This is a genomic window from Microcoleus sp. CAWBG640 (genome assembly GCF_020883015.1).
Taxonomy (GTDB): domain Bacteria; phylum Cyanobacteriota; class Cyanobacteriia; order Cyanobacteriales; family Microcoleaceae; genus Microcoleus; species Microcoleus anatoxicus.
The window spans coordinates 1-13,635 of sequence record NZ_JAHRFC010000019.1; the positions used below are offsets into that span (position 1 = coordinate 1).

At 43.5% G+C, this 13,635-nt stretch carries 16 protein-coding genes and 3 pseudogenes; 8 read left to right on the forward strand and 11 right to left on the reverse strand.

Annotated features, from left to right (window positions below; all coding sequences use genetic code 11):
- From AAFP11_RS12045 to AAFP11_RS12065, 5 genes are all read left to right on the forward strand, one after another.
- The coding region (locus AAFP11_RS12045) for a hypothetical protein (protein WP_341737287.1) at window positions 1-329 on the forward strand (329 nt) is incomplete at its 5' end.
- Window positions 330-340: 11 nt separating this feature from the next.
- Window positions 341-754 carry a hypothetical protein gene (locus AAFP11_RS12050; RefSeq protein WP_341737288.1) on the forward strand — a complete coding sequence of 138 codons (414 nt, stop codon included), beginning with the start codon at window positions 341-343 and terminating at the stop codon, window positions 752-754.
- A complete protein-coding gene (locus tag AAFP11_RS12055; protein ID WP_341737289.1) occupies window positions 744-2,213 on the forward strand; it encodes a hypothetical protein in 1,470 nt (489 codons plus the stop codon). Before AAFP11_RS12050 ends, AAFP11_RS12055 begins: the two co-directional genes overlap by 11 nt.
- A gap of 113 nt (window positions 2,214-2,326) precedes the next feature.
- The gene (locus AAFP11_RS12060; RefSeq protein WP_341737290.1) at window positions 2,327-3,496 is read left to right on the forward strand and encodes a tyrosine-type recombinase/integrase; all 1,170 of its coding nucleotides are present in this window, start codon (window positions 2,327-2,329) and stop codon (window positions 3,494-3,496) included.
- A gap of 27 nt (window positions 3,497-3,523) precedes the next feature.
- On the forward strand, window positions 3,524-3,799 hold the full coding sequence (locus AAFP11_RS12065; RefSeq protein WP_341737291.1) for a hypothetical protein: 276 nt from the start codon (window positions 3,524-3,526) through the stop codon (window positions 3,797-3,799).
- A gap of 108 nt (window positions 3,800-3,907) precedes the next feature.
- Here AAFP11_RS12065 and AAFP11_RS12070 read toward each other — a convergent pair whose 3' ends face one another.
- Both AAFP11_RS12070 and AAFP11_RS12075 read right to left on the reverse strand, forming a co-directional pair.
- On the reverse strand, window positions 3,908-4,084 hold the full coding sequence (locus AAFP11_RS12070; RefSeq protein ID WP_341737292.1) for a hypothetical protein: 177 nt from the start codon (window positions 4,082-4,084) through the stop codon (window positions 3,908-3,910).
- A gap of 47 nt (window positions 4,085-4,131) precedes the next feature.
- A pseudogene (locus AAFP11_RS12075) lies at window positions 4,132-4,629 on the reverse strand (filamentous hemagglutinin N-terminal domain-containing protein); the annotation flags it as partial.
- Between the two features lie 80 nt (window positions 4,630-4,709).
- Between AAFP11_RS12075 and rnhA the strand changes: the two are divergent.
- Both rnhA and AAFP11_RS12085 read left to right on the forward strand, forming a co-directional pair.
- Window positions 4,710-5,144 (forward strand): annotated as a pseudogene (gene rnhA, locus AAFP11_RS12080) (ribonuclease HI); the annotation flags it as partial.
- A gap of 195 nt (window positions 5,145-5,339) precedes the next feature.
- A pseudogene (locus AAFP11_RS12085) lies at window positions 5,340-5,624 on the forward strand (hypothetical protein).
- On the opposite strand, the gene AAFP11_RS12090 reads toward AAFP11_RS12085, so the two are convergent.
- The 9 genes from AAFP11_RS12090 to AAFP11_RS12130 all read right to left on the reverse strand — a co-directional run bounded on the left by AAFP11_RS12090 (window position 5,509) and on the right by AAFP11_RS12130 (window position 13,063).
- Window positions 5,509-5,817, reverse strand: a complete 309-nt coding sequence (locus AAFP11_RS12090; protein ID WP_341737370.1) for a hypothetical protein — start codon at window positions 5,815-5,817, stop codon at window positions 5,509-5,511. The pseudogene AAFP11_RS12085 and the gene AAFP11_RS12090 sit on opposite strands and share 116 nt — an antisense overlap.
- Before the next feature lie 195 nt (window positions 5,818-6,012).
- A complete protein-coding gene (locus AAFP11_RS12095; RefSeq protein ID WP_341737293.1) occupies window positions 6,013-6,294 on the reverse strand; it encodes a hypothetical protein in 282 nt (93 codons plus the stop codon).
- A 244-nt stretch (window positions 6,295-6,538) separates the two neighbouring features.
- On the reverse strand, window positions 6,539-6,868 hold the full coding sequence (locus AAFP11_RS12100; RefSeq protein WP_341737294.1) for a hypothetical protein: 330 nt from the start codon (window positions 6,866-6,868) through the stop codon (window positions 6,539-6,541).
- On the reverse strand, window positions 6,868-7,197 hold the full coding sequence (locus AAFP11_RS12105) for a hypothetical protein (RefSeq protein WP_341737295.1): 330 nt from the start codon (window positions 7,195-7,197) through the stop codon (window positions 6,868-6,870). The genes AAFP11_RS12100 and AAFP11_RS12105 overlap by 1 nt, the downstream gene beginning before the upstream one ends.
- A complete protein-coding gene (locus AAFP11_RS12110) occupies window positions 7,197-7,568 on the reverse strand; it encodes a hypothetical protein (protein ID WP_341737296.1) in 372 nt (123 codons plus the stop codon). Before AAFP11_RS12110 ends, AAFP11_RS12105 begins: the two co-directional genes overlap by 1 nt.
- A gap of 6 nt (window positions 7,569-7,574) precedes the next feature.
- A complete protein-coding gene (locus AAFP11_RS12115) occupies window positions 7,575-7,865 on the reverse strand; it encodes a hypothetical protein (protein ID WP_341737297.1) in 291 nt (96 codons plus the stop codon).
- Window positions 7,866-8,403: 538 nt separating this feature from the next.
- Entirely contained in the window at window positions 8,404-9,666 is a 1,263-nt protein-coding gene (locus tag AAFP11_RS12120) for a hypothetical protein (RefSeq protein WP_341737298.1), read from the reverse strand.
- 11 nt (window positions 9,667-9,677) lie between these two features.
- Window positions 9,678-10,712: a hypothetical protein gene (locus AAFP11_RS12125; RefSeq protein WP_341737299.1), complete on the reverse strand. Its 1,035-nt coding sequence runs from the start codon at window positions 10,710-10,712 to the stop codon at window positions 9,678-9,680.
- A 5-nt stretch (window positions 10,713-10,717) separates the two neighbouring features.
- Entirely contained in the window at window positions 10,718-13,063 is a 2,346-nt protein-coding gene (locus AAFP11_RS12130; protein ID WP_341737300.1) for a hypothetical protein, read from the reverse strand.
- A 40-nt stretch (window positions 13,064-13,103) separates the two neighbouring features.
- On the opposite strand from AAFP11_RS12130, the gene AAFP11_RS12135 reads away from it, so the two are divergent.
- Complete coding sequence (locus AAFP11_RS12135; protein ID WP_341737301.1) at window positions 13,104-13,634, forward strand: hypothetical protein; 531 nt, start codon at window positions 13,104-13,106, stop codon at window positions 13,632-13,634.
- Window position 13,635 lies beyond the last annotated feature (1 nt).

The following is a 13,635-nucleotide window of genomic DNA, read 5'->3' on the forward strand; positions in this document are numbered from 1 at the left end:
TAGTTCTTGTTGACCAACCGTTGAAACCCTTATTAAAGCGTTGGTTTCGGGAGTTGAGCCCCTTAAAGGGCTCAACTCCCGAAACCAAGCGGGGGAAGGGATTGGAATTATTGGAGATGTCTATTCAGTCGAAAGCAATCACTGCGAAATATACCGAGCTTGGTGTTTCTTACCAGCAACAACTTTCCTTGTCTGCCAGTTTAGACAAGCAGTTGGCAATTCAAGTCTCTCAAAAAGAAGCTTACTGGAAAGGTGAACCTGTCGGCAGTGCGTCTGCTTCTGCATCCAGAATAGGTGGATTTTTTAGCAATTTATTTGGGAAGAAATAATGGACACGCTGATGCCGATCTACTCTCCAAATTTTGATTTCAACGAGATGGGGTACAATCCGCCGATTCAGCCACAACCAAAGCAAGGGCGGGAACTTTTTTCGGATGTGGCGGTTGATGGTGCGAGGGCGGGATTGATTTGTGGTGGCACGCTAGTCGTGACACTTTTAGGTCGCCTGATTCCAGTTTTGGGTTTAGGTTCTGTTTTGTTGAGATTGGTAGCCATTGCCTATTGCTGCGATCGCCCAGAGTTGACATGGGTTGATGCTGTTGCAGTAGTTGTGGGTGCCATCTGTGGCGATTGGGATTTGGTTTTGCCAATTTTTCAATTAATTAGCGAATTTATTACTGCGGTCACTCTGCCGCTAAGTGTCGGAGCGATCGTGATTTTTGCTCTTTTTCTGGCGGTAAAATATGCGAATTAAGCTGCTACTACTGTTAGCGCTTGGTGTCGTGGGGCTGGGTGTTGGTATCGGCACCCAGCCTGTCGATACTCAGTGTGTATTGAAAGGCGATCGAACCCGTCCGTGTTGGCTAGTTGGTAATGAGAAAGTTTTGTCTCGCAGACCTGGTACCGGTCTTTTACGTCTAGCCGGTGCAGTTGTTGGAGTTGGAGCTTTTGCTACGGCGCTACACTTCGCTGGTGAAGACCAAAAAGAACAGGTTTGGGTGTCGGCTGTTAGGCAGATTTGGGATGTTGCACGATTAAAAGGCGAACAAATTCAAGCTGCTGCCTATTTGCAATATATCGCGGATGAAGTGCAGACTAAAGTCGATCTAAACAAGGCGACACTGCTCACGCAAACCCAGAATATTTTTAGTCAAAAATTCGCTTTGGATTTACCAGCTTTGCCTCACGCAACTCCGGGAACGCTGGAAGAAATTGCCAAACAAGGCAAAGTAGAAGAATCAGATTGTGCCCCCTTTTTGCTCTCTGATTCCGCTCGCTGGGTTGAAATTTTCGATTCCCAGACGGCGTTAGTATGGGGCAATCAAGGCGGTGGCAAAAGCTGGTTCTTGCGGTTGTTAGCTCAGCGCAAAAAGGAACAAGGGTATCGGGTAATAGTTCTCGACCCAGATAGCAATCGTTCCGAGTGGAGGGGATTAGAGAGCTACCATTTGTGGGAAGAAATAGAGCGGGAAATTCGCCGATACTTGCAATTACTCAAAAACAGATACACGGAGTTTGCGAAATCCGAAATATCGGAAAATGAGTGGAGGAAACGCTTATGGGATGAAGGCAAGGCAATCGCGTTAATTTGCGATGAGTGCACTACTTATGGTGCTTTTATCAAAGATGAAGAGCTTTTAAAAGAGTTCGCTAGACTTGCTGTTACCAAATCGCGCAAGCAAGAAATGCCCGTAACCTTTGCTGCTCACAACAATACTCAAACTTGCTTGTTTGGTATTTCAGGACTAAGTAATTTGGTTCAAAAAATGTTGCAAGTTGAATTTTTGGCTGATGTTGATTTGAGTAAGTCTACACAACCAAAAGCTTCCGGCAAAGCGCGTATAAAACTTGATTCGTCACGGGAATGGCGCGAGGTTATCGTTCCATTTGTGGAGTCAAAGGTGGTGGATTTTAGGGTGGAGGCTCCACCAGTATCTAGCGATTCTCCACCACCCCTCCCCCAGTCTGTTCACCACCTGGAATCCTTACTGCACCTTGACTCCACCGATTTTAATCCTATCCCGGTAGGGTGGCATTTTCCCGACCCTATGGCTCCACTTTCGCCCGAAGTGCGATCTGTGATTGTCGCTTGCAAGCGAAAAGGTATGTCGCAAAATGCAGCTATTCAAGCAATCTTTGGAATTACAAAATCAGGGAGTGATAAGCGATACGAATCTGCGCGGTTGCTTTGGCAGTCGGTGAATGTAAGATAGTTGCACTGTTAGGGGTACGATGAAGACGACCCCGAAGAAGAAGTAGATAGCGACTTAAGTAGTGAAGATTTAAATTAATAGCGAATATTACGAGGTCGCTCCTCGCTTTCTTTATGACCAGAAAGCAAGCTAGTAAGCAAAATCAAGTTAAGGTCCGTGTTCGGGGTCAAACAATTAGCCTGGTGTTACCAAAAGTCTACTGTGGTAAAACAAAGGTTTTTTCTTTGGGACTTAGTAACACGCCTGACAATTTAAACTTTGCAGAGTTAAAAGCCAGACAAATTGAAGTCGATCGCTTAACAGGGTGCTTTGATACCACCCTAGAAAAGTACAAGTTTCAGACTATTTTTACTGCCCCCCACCCCACCCCCCAGGAGTCCTTGAATTTGCCAGAAATTTACCGAAAGTATATCGAGTCGCGCAAACCTTTTGTTTCGCCGACGACCTGGAAGGGTACCTACACAAATACCCTAAATCACCTTTTAGCTTGCCCTTACCAGTTTGTTTGCGAAGCCCTAAAGGTTAAAAACTGGCTTTTGAGTAATCGAACCGTAGATACAGCCAAGCGAGTTTTGGTTCAACTAAACGCAGCTTGCGACTGGGCTTGTGACTGGGAACTTTTGGAGAAAAACCCTTTAAAAGGGAAAACTAAAATCAAATTTAGTAAAAAATCTAAACCCCAAATCCACCCTTTTAGTTTGGCTGAAAAAGATTTGATACTGTCCAGCTTTGAAAATTCGTCAGAGTTTAGTGACCTCTTGTTGATAATAAAGTTTTTTTTCTTAACTGGCTGTAGAACCGGGGAAGCTTTAGGGCTTCGATGGAAGTCAGTAAAGAGCGACTTTTCTGAAATTAGCTTTGAGGAATCAATTGTTATCGGTCAAGGTGGAAGCGTTAGAAAGCGTGGCACAAAGCAAGGTGAGATGCGGATTTTTCCCTGCAATAATCAGCTAAAAGCTTTGCTAACATCTTTGGAGTCAGAGGACGTTTCTGATGAGCAGTCGGTGTTCGTTAGGTCTAACGGTTTACCAGTTACTCGTCAATACTTGCGAGACGGCTGGTACGGGAAAGGTAAATCCTTGGGGGTGGTGCGACAGCTTGCTGCTGACAAAAAAATAGAAGCTTACCGACCACAATATAACACCCGCCACACCTGGATTTCTTCTTGCTTGGAAAAAGGTATTTCCGCTACTCAGGTAGCACTGTGGGCTGGCAATTCTCCAGAAGTAGTTTTCAGAAATTACGCTGGGGTTGTTAACAAAATTGCGGTTCCAGAATTATAATTCGTAAATTAGAGTTTGGAAAAAAAGGTGGTCGATTTAAACTACGATGAACTTTTGGAATCTTGGCTAAAACTAAAAAAAGAAGAAGAAGGACTTAAGCTGGTTTTTATCCAGCGAAACGATTTCGTTTGGGAGTCTTTCGACCCCGACGGGTCCGATTACTGCTACGAGTTTCAGGATTGGGTCCAAAAGCAGGTTGCTGAGGCAATAGAAGCTGAGTGGAACAAAACGGATTGGCAGGCGATCGCTCGTGATTTTGCTACAGAATTTAAAGGCTCTTATTCTCCGAAACCAAAACCTTAAGAAAGTTTTTTTGCCTGTTCTGAAGTTTTACCTAGAAACAGACTACGATTACGATTACGAAAAAAGCCGTAACTGTTAAGCTACGGCTTTTTTATTTTTACGGTTTTTTTAGTATTTCACCGAAACAGCGATCGCCTTAACGCCACTTTTAGCGATCGCCTGAAGCCGCGCACAAAACCAGTTCCAGCCAGTAAAGTTGCGCAAAACAATACAACCCGCGCTACCAGGACCATTGGCATCAAAGTGAATCCCAAACTCCTCACGCAGTACCCCGTCAATCCTCACAGGGTCAGGAGTTAGGTGGAAAAACCAACCTTCAATCCCCCGCGTGTAGTACCAACTAGCGTGCTAAAATCGTTTACGCCCGTAGCATTAAACCAATTAGAACCCAAACCAACCCCAGTAGCAGTAGTCGCAGTGAAAGCCGCCGGCACATTCAAACTCGCGTTGGGACCAAACACAATCCCCGCAGGATTAATTAAAAAAAGATTAGAGTTGCCACCAGTGACAGTAATTAAACCATTAATTAGGGAAGCATCCCCGCCAGAAATGCGACCTAATATATTTTGAATCCCTGGATTGGTCAAAAAATTAGCAACCTGACCCTCCGGGATACCGAACTTCTGAAAACTATGAAACAGATTCGCCCCGTCCCCCGACAAACTGCCACCACCAATATCGTAGCGGTTGTCAGTGCGGGTCACATTAGTGCCAGTACCGTCAGCCGCCGGAACGACTGTTTGCGCTTGGGCGAAAGTATTAAAAATTAACAAAGAAAACGGACAAATAAATAGCCAGACCTTTTTAATTTTTAAGTTGGCATTTTTCATAGCATCTAGGTCCGATCGCGATTCTGTTAAATTATGACATCTGGCAACAACATACCTGTAAAAAATAGATTAACTCGCCCATGACAATTCCGCAAATCAAAAGCTTGTATACAGACGGCGCTTGTTCCGGCAACCCAGGCCCAGGCGGCTGGGGCGCAGTGGTTTGCTTCGCCGATGGCAACTGTCACGAACTCGGAGGTGCACAGTCCCAAAGTACCAATAACCGCATGGAAATGCAGGCTGCGATCGCTGCCTTGGAGTTTTTTGCCAATTCCGGTCAAACCGAAGCAGTCACTCTTTACACTGACAGCGAGTATGTTAAAAACGGTATCACCAAATGGATTCAAGGCTGGAAAAACAAAGGCTGGAAAACTTCCACAGGCAAAGATGTCGTCAATCAAGACCTCTGGCACCTGCTAGACAAGCTGAATTCCCGGCAAGTGAAGTGGGAACACGTCCGGGGTCACTCCGGCGATTTCTATAACGATAGATGCGACGAAATCGCCCGCAGCTTTTCGCAGAATCTCGTTCCCGAACTGCAACAACACAAAGCAACAGCAGACGGGGCCAGGGCGAGCACAGGGGCAGGCACGGGGGCACTGCCCCTACAGTCGGAAAACACAAATGTTTCAGATGAAACGGAAACAATTGGTAACAAAACGATAGAATCCTATGTCATAACTTCTGACCTTCTCATCTCCAATGCTGCCATGATCGATTCTACTGCCGATACTCTGGAGAACTTGCCCCGCGAGGTGAGGGTTCAGGACCTCCGAAACCTCATCGAAACCTTGCATATAGCTGATGAAGTTGCCACTAAAGGCTACTTGATCACAAGTTCTGAATTAGCTGACTTGATGGATGTAAATGCCAGTGCTGTTACCAGTCGTGGAGACAACTGAGTTTGGCGAAACTGGGTAGTTTCGCGGGTGCGCCGCGAGGGAAATCAAATTCTCTGGCAATTGGAACGCATAGACCCAGCCAGTAGGGTGTAGTTGGAATTTCGTATTCCCCTGCTGGAATCGGGCCGCGTGCTCTGGCTGACTGGTCTTTCGGTCTCTGCCAGCCGGCACACCCCGAAGTTGCTAGGTAGTCGATCGCGTGACCGTCTGGGTAGGTTAGTTTTAAGTTTCCAAAAATCAGGTCTGGGGAATCAGCAAGTGGAAGGGTAAAACTTAATCGGTGCATATTATTCTCGTGGTTTTTGATTAGGAACAGGGACTAAAAGGCTTCCTAGAATCCCGAAAGTGGAAACTATTATTGGCGCAATCCCCTCTGGTACTGACCCAGTTTTTAGAGTAATTGCCAGCGTCCCAAAACTAAGAACTACAGCACAGGAAGAAATTATAAGAACTACGGCTCGGTAACTTTGTCTGTCCACTTTTAAAACCCCGTATCTTCGTCTTCGTACTGCAAAGAAAAACTTTCCTCTACTTCGCAAACAACGCCAGGAACATGGTAGTCGTGGTGAGTTACCATGAACCTTTCCAGGTCGTTCATTCTGCTAGTCAAAAGGGTAAGCAACCCTCGCAAAGAGGTCAACCTGTTGTGGATAATCACCAATCTTTTGATTACCCCTTGAGCAACGCTCCAAAGAGAAAATCCAGTGACAACTAAGCCAAGTAAAGAACTAATTACTGTAACGAGTTCTATTGTCTTTGACATTTTTTTTAGTGTTTTTGGTGACTGACTTTAGTTAAGCCCGAAAAAACGATCTACAAAATTTAAGGCGTTTTTACTACAAATTTTGTAGATCGTATAATTATTCCGCTTCGACAACAGCTTCTGTTTTCACTTCTGTGAGCCCCAACAAAACTTTAAAGGTAGTCGTTATGAGTTTTGACTTTAATTGTTTTGTTGTAGTTTAGTAATTGAATAAAGATGTAATTGAATCTTTATTCAACTACAGCTAGATGATTGTCACAGATTTTTGAGGCTGGATTTTTGTAGTTGGCGAATAAACAGTTTTAGCTCGTAACGTAATTGTGCTGCTCTTGCTAACAACGCCAAAGTTATCAAGGGAAGGGGCGACATCCTCTAAAAGTGGAGAGGTAAAATTTATGTACGCTCCCACGCCAACAGACGTGCCGTTGTTGTAATCCTCTTGTGCTTTTCGGTACGCAACGGCTGCACCAAAAATTACTTGAGAAGGCGTTAAATTAGACATTGCTGTCGTATTAAAAGCAACTTGGATCGTGGTTCCTAAATTGTTGTACCAATTTGCCGTAGAAATATCCATTATGTTAGCTCCCAAATGTTTAGCTCAAAAGTTCTCCCTCTCAAAAAATAACCTGCTTTAAAATGCAGTTCATAAGTTGATGGAAAATACGGAATCGAGAAATTGATGAATTGTTTTTGATTTACCCAGCTTTTTCGCCAAGAACCTTGAATTTCTCCCATTTCGGCTGACACGACGGGTATGAGATAACCCGCGAAAGATTTGATAAAATTATTGTTAAATTTAGGCTCTACAATAATTACTGTCCCCGAAAACAGAACAGGTATTTTGTAAGACTCTAGACCTAACAACAAAGTTTCTTTATAAACCGGAACAGAAGATAAAGGCATTATCCTAGGGCAAAAGAAGCTTTACGGGGAATGGAAGCACTCAAAACTTTTTTTGAGTCTATAGTTTGACCTATTAATCCACCTTCGGTACTAGGTTTGCGAAACGTTGCAACGGAACCTTTAGTAATATAAAGGTTTCTGTTTGTTCGCTTGCCAGCACCATCGTCTAGTACAACTGTTACTGTTTTTAGTTCACCTGCCTGCAATAAATCTTCTAATCTCCAAGGAACGTTAACCCCACTTGTTGTATCAGGCAAACTTACGGGCTTTAATCCGGTAGCTGTTTGTAATCCTGGGGTGTAGATTTTGGCGCTACTGACAAATCCGTAGTTAATATTGTCTCCACCAACAAAAACCAATCCTTTGGGCATATTTTCTTATGGTAAATAATTTTGAGCTTTGAGATCGGCGCTAATTGAAGTAATTACACCTTGAGGGATTATTTTTCCATTTAAATTTTTCTCCGCATCTGCTACCTTGTCAACTGCACACAAAATTTTTGTACTTTTGCGATTTAATGCCGTCGTACCTGTTCGGACCACTAGGGACTCTAGGACTCCGTACAACAACAGGTCTTGAACCCTGTGGATGACTTGCCCTTCTGTATTAGGAGCCAGAGAAATTCCAACGTCGGCGCCAATCTGAGCATAAAGAAGCGGATTTGACATAAAATAATAACTCTTTGTCCCTCCAGCACCAGCACTTGTGGTCACCTTCATTCTTTTAAGAGCTACCATTACCTAAGCCTCCGACGAACTGGAAATATAGCAGAAGTGATAGTCCCGCCTCCGTAAGCTTTTCCGGGTAATTCCGTTACACAAGTGTCTAGCTTTTCAAGTGAACACAGCAAACGGGTTCGTTTGATTTTAGTTCCGACCTTGTAAGAAATTCTGACACTGCCCAACATTCCCTTTCGGACGCCATTGACGGAAGTTTCACTGAAGCTGCCGGGAGGCGCGGCACCCGTAAGCTTGGTAATGCCTACAATGGGACCAATAGTAGCGTCGTATTTTCCGTCGGGCAAACTCATGATAAGTTTACCCGTTCCTGCTGTTTCAACCTGGTGAGCTGACTTGGGCATAAAAGATTGCCTTGGTAGCGTACAGATTCCACTGTAGTGGTAGTTTGAGGGTTTTTAAGGGGTAAATATACTGCACAACCCTATAGGGTTGCACAAAGCCACACATACAATCTGCTCAACATACGTTAAGCGATTACTAAAGTCTGTTTGAGCGTTGGCAAGTAAAGCGTCGCGCGATCGAAGCTTACCTTGCTCTTAGGTAGGCGCTCAGGGATTTCTTGAGTTTGTCCCATTACCTGGATTTCGGTTGTTGGCGGGTAAGCTTTTGTAACATTTTTAGCTTCGCTATATTTTAAAAAAGTTTCGTCTATTGTGTGGTTTTGAATGCTTAAAATTGCTAGTATTAGTCGTTCGCCCTCAGTATGATTCAATGCGTAAACATTTAAGTTGTAACCTTGTTGCCAATCGTGATAAATTACTTGATCCTTGCCTTTCGCCCAAACGTAAGGAGGTTTAGTTTTAAATACAGAACGGATTTTAGTTCCTATTCGGCTAATATCAGTTTGTGTAATCAATTCTAAATCACGTCTTTTTTGTGCTATTATAGGGTTGTCTGTGTACCCTATAAATCTAAATGATTTTTCGCCTTTCACTCTTTGCCTATTTTTTGGTAACGCTTTATCTACTCCTTTAAAATATAAGGTAATTTCAGGAATTCCCGAATATCTAATCGTATCACTGCTGGCAGATTGTTGGCTTCCTCCTCCTTCATATTCAATTTGAATTACGTGATTTACCAGTTGTAGATCCGTCCCACTTAAAACCACTGAGTCTGACTCGCTGCTACGATCGCGCCAATATTCAATTATTCGGAAACCCCAGTCTATTCGCTGCTGTGAAGTTGTCCACTCCTTAAACCTTGGTCGCGATTCTGGCTTTTTAATCCTGTCCCACTGCTTGTCCCCGGTTAGCAAAAAATTTCCATTTCGCTGCTCTTTGGCATCAGGAAAACCCTTCTCCCACTGTTCAAACCAATCCTCAAAATTAATATTTTTGCCAACCATTTCGCGAGTAGCGCGAACTAATTGAAGCAAGATTCTTAGTTCTGCTGGAGTGCCAGCTAACCTGTAATACTCTTCCTTGTGGTTGCGGTTAGGATGGAGGTCTAGTAACCGCCATCCGCGCTCTTGAGCCTTTACTGGCTGGTTAACTTCGTGGACTTTTGGGCGATTGCCAAACTTGCCACCCCAGGGTCTTCCTTCGTTAGCACGCCTAGATTCCGGTGTCCAGCCTTCAGTGTCGGCGGAATCGCCCATGGGAAATTCGTCTTCAAAGTCGTCAATAAAAATGTCTGCCCCAAAATTGTCTGGAGTTTTGGCTGTTTCAGAACCGTTTTCCTGATCGAGGTAAGAACTGAGAATTCTGGAAACTCCACTGTAATTAGCCATATTTTACCTGCTTACAAAGCGTAAGAAACTTTAATCAAAGACTCTGCGCAAGCGTCTTGAAACGCCTCTATTCCTTCTTCTGTCGTTTCACGTTTCCAACCTTCCGGGAATTTTTCGACAAAGGCTTCCTGTTTTTTGGCAAAACTCCAAGGCTCTCTTTCTTCCTCACCCCAAGATTCTAGCCACTTTCCGGCATTGGGAAATATTGCCTTGAGGTCGATTAATTTAGCCCCTCCTCGGATAATTTTTCTAATATTAAGAAAAGCTTCTAAACCTAATAACTGTGACGCTACTCTGGTGGAGGCGTTAACAGCAGACTTGAGGTTTTCTACAGATTCCTCCCACAAATCTGAATCCTCGTCAAAGCTGTTTAACTTTAATTCTTGTAATTTTGCCATGACGTTGGGATTGAATCTAATTATTTTGTGTTGATTGGCTTGGGCTAATCTTCCTAAGCTAAATCCACAAAAAGTACCAAGGATTGAGCCAATTGCTTCGCCCCATTGAGGAGCTAAGTTTTCCAACAGTTGTTGCTGTTGTTTTCTGATTTTCATGTCAGACTGATTCCAGTCAAAATTCCAAATTCTTTGAGTTGCACCAACCCCCCAACGTACCATTTGTCCTAACCCTAATTTTTGAAGAATTTTGCCTTTTGCTAACTGAATAATCGGGCGGACTCTATTAAACATTCCCGTAACTTTTCCACCTACGCGCATTATTAAACCACCTCCTTTAAGAAAGGCGGAGACTCCCTTAAGCGCAGCACCGGTAACAAAAAATTCAACAACCCACTGCAAGCCTACAGCCAACCCCCCCGCGAAAGCTCCTAGCGGATCTGCGTCCAACCAATCACCAAAATTTACTTTAACTCCGGGCGCGAAAATATTTCCTATTTCCTTCCCGCGTATGTATTTTTGAAAGTTGTCCCACACTTTTGTAGCTGTGTTAATGACTCCTCCGAAAAAGTCTTTAACAGATTCTACTACCTCGTTTAAACCCTGGCCGTTTACCCAAGACTGTGGTAGATAGGGTTGAGTCAAATCCATGATTTTTACCTTCTTTTTTTGCGTGTTTTATAGCTTGATGTTGCTTGAGCTTTTTTCACGTTAACTCTGGTTAAAGCCCCATCTAGTTCAACGTTAAATTTAGCTTTTTCCAGTTCTTTTTTGATTAAATCGTCCCCTCCCGCAGTACCGCCTGATTGCTCAACGAGTTTATTGTAGAGCTCTATTATGACATCTCTTAAGTCGTTAGGGTCTTTTTTATTGTCACGCCGAAGTACCTTGACTTGCATTTCAAAATTTTGCAAGGTAGCAGCAAGCAATTTTTCTGTCGCCTCCTCTGTGTTTTCGTCAAGTTCTTCGCTGGGCAAAAATTCTCCGTTTTTAAAGTTTCCAGCATACGGATCGCCTTCTAGTTTGACGGTAACAAAATCTTGTTGTTCCACCATTCCCGTGTCTTCAAACAGGGCTTTTGTCATCTCGTGTATTTGGATTATCTGAACTCGATTTGCTAGGTTTGTCCGAAAATCTCGCAGGGCTAAATTTAATTGTGAATCTTGGTCACCCTCTAAATCGACAAGATATTTGAAAACTTCGCGCATCAAATGGGAAACACTAAACGGCGTGAACGTAATTGGCTGACTTCCTTTTTTTCCTGGGTTTGTGTCACCAATGTGAATTTCTTCTCTTGGGTTCCCAAGGGAAGAATTTAGATATTGAAAAAGTACCTCAAAAGCGTGAAAAGTATTGTGAACTTGTATTTCAGCTTTTTGAGTAGACGGTACAATTAGCGATTTGTCTATCTTGAAGTTGGAAAATTCACCGTAAGGAAAAAGGTACTCAAATCGTTTTATAGCTTCAAAAATATATCTTTGCTCCTGCAAAAAACCACGAAAAATTACTTCTTTATCCTTGTTGATTTTAAACTCGCGTCTTCTTCCAGAAGCATCATCGCCGGGCTGACGATTGTTAGTCAAAGAGTGTTTTGTGTCTCGTTGGTATTCAGGGTTTTGAAGATTTCCCTCCGCTGGTTTATAGGATTGGGGGTCTAAGGCTGTATCAAGATTGTTTGATTGTTTTAAACAATAAACTAGCAAATCGTAAATTGAATTAAACTTAAGTTTAATCGTTTTAGGTTTTGTGGGGTCTTTTATTGGAGTTTCGATTCTTGCGATTTCTTCCCCTAAAAAGCCTTTTACGTTGGTTATTGGCTGTAGTTTGCCGTTGACAACTTGCCGACCCAGCATTCTAAGGGTTTCTAGTTGCAAGGCTTTTGTTACTTCGCAGCAGTCGTTCATTTTTTTCTTAGTTGGTTGTGGGTTAGGGATTGAGGGGGAGAAGGGAGGGGGAGGGGGAGAAGGAGGACACACGCTTTCTAGCTCATTTTTTTCGGTAGAAGCGATTACCCAATCACCAAAAACACCATTTGTCTTTTGTCGAATATACCTTACTCTGGTTTTATCACAATCACTAAGAATTGTCCCCGAATAGGGAGTTGTAACGTTATAATAAGCACTGCTACAAATGATTTCGTTAACAAAGGGGCTATTAATAGGATCATCCGTTAATATTGTTCGGCCGTTGTCGCCTGCTAACACGTAATAAACTGTTCTACCTGGAATTTTGATGACTGTGTGGTTTTCAGGTATAGCCTGAGCATACCTTGAAAAAGAGTCGGGATCTGTATAGTCACCTCCGGTGCTAGGCTTGATGATCATTGCAGGTGTATCCATAAAATTAAAGTATTTAAACTTTCTTCTGACCCAATACTTGCAAGTGCTTTTAAAGTTAGGATAGGAAGGATCGGGGAGTAAAATTGGTGGTATAGCAGGAGTTGGTATTATGGGCGTTGGAGGCTCTTTTTTGTCCTCTTTAGGTTCGCATTCATTTTTTCCAAAAGTATGAGAAAAGGGTCCGATTGAAATTGTAAGGTAATGAAAGCAACCAAGTTTTTCGCTTTCTCTTGGGGTGTCCCGCCCTATATCGATTTTGGCTCCAAGCGGGCCTTTGCCGATCGCAATTCCAAGCCCACCTCCGCGAATTTTGCCAGTAGCAGGGTCGATCGCAATTTTTCCACGAGCGCTAATTGGAGCCGGGACAGGGATTGGGATTTCGACCCCAATCCCCAGGTTTCCTGCTTCTGATTTGCCTATTTCGATTCCAATTCCAGGCCCTCGTGTTGGTGATCGCGGTTTTTGTAGATCAGGCCCTTTCCTTAAATCTATTCCTCCCCCCGTTGGCGAGCGACGGGGTGTACCAGTTGTTCCCTGTCTACCGATTTCAGTGTCTATGTCAAGTATGTCCGAGGCATCTTGCGGTGCTTCAAAATTTTCGCCGTTTTCATCGCTATTTGTACTTAAACTACGAGAAACTTTGGTTGTCCTGGTTATAGACATACTATACTTTAGATATTCCTTGTTTCTTTATACAACATATATGGCAGCTTTTACAAACGGCTCCGGCGGTACTCTGTCCGGAATCACTTCAGTGGAAGATTGGTTTTGCGGGTGTGTAAATTATTTGCTGGCACAGCAGTTAAACAGCACTAGAAATCCCAGCAATATCAGAAATCTTGAAAGAACTATAAATTCTTCAGGAGCTATGTCGGGGTCTTTTACTACCCCTATTACTTTTTCAGCAGGCGCTGGCGGGCTGGTTACTGTTAACGCAGCAAGTTATTTAAGCGGTGTAACTTGGGCGGCCCCAACTGGTGGAGACGCGGCACCAAGTAACGAAGTGATTGCCCTGATTGATGCAGCGCGAAGAATCCGAATTCTTGAACTTGACACGGCAAAAAATCCCACCAACGCCAATTATTTAACGGAATTAACTTTTTCGGTCGGCTCCACTTCTGTAGGTGGCACTACAAACGGGAATTGCACGGTTAGATGGAGCAGCTTTCCTCTTGATATGGTAGTTGCTACTAACGGCGACACAACTTACTCTGGAAAAGTTTATTTAAGTTAAA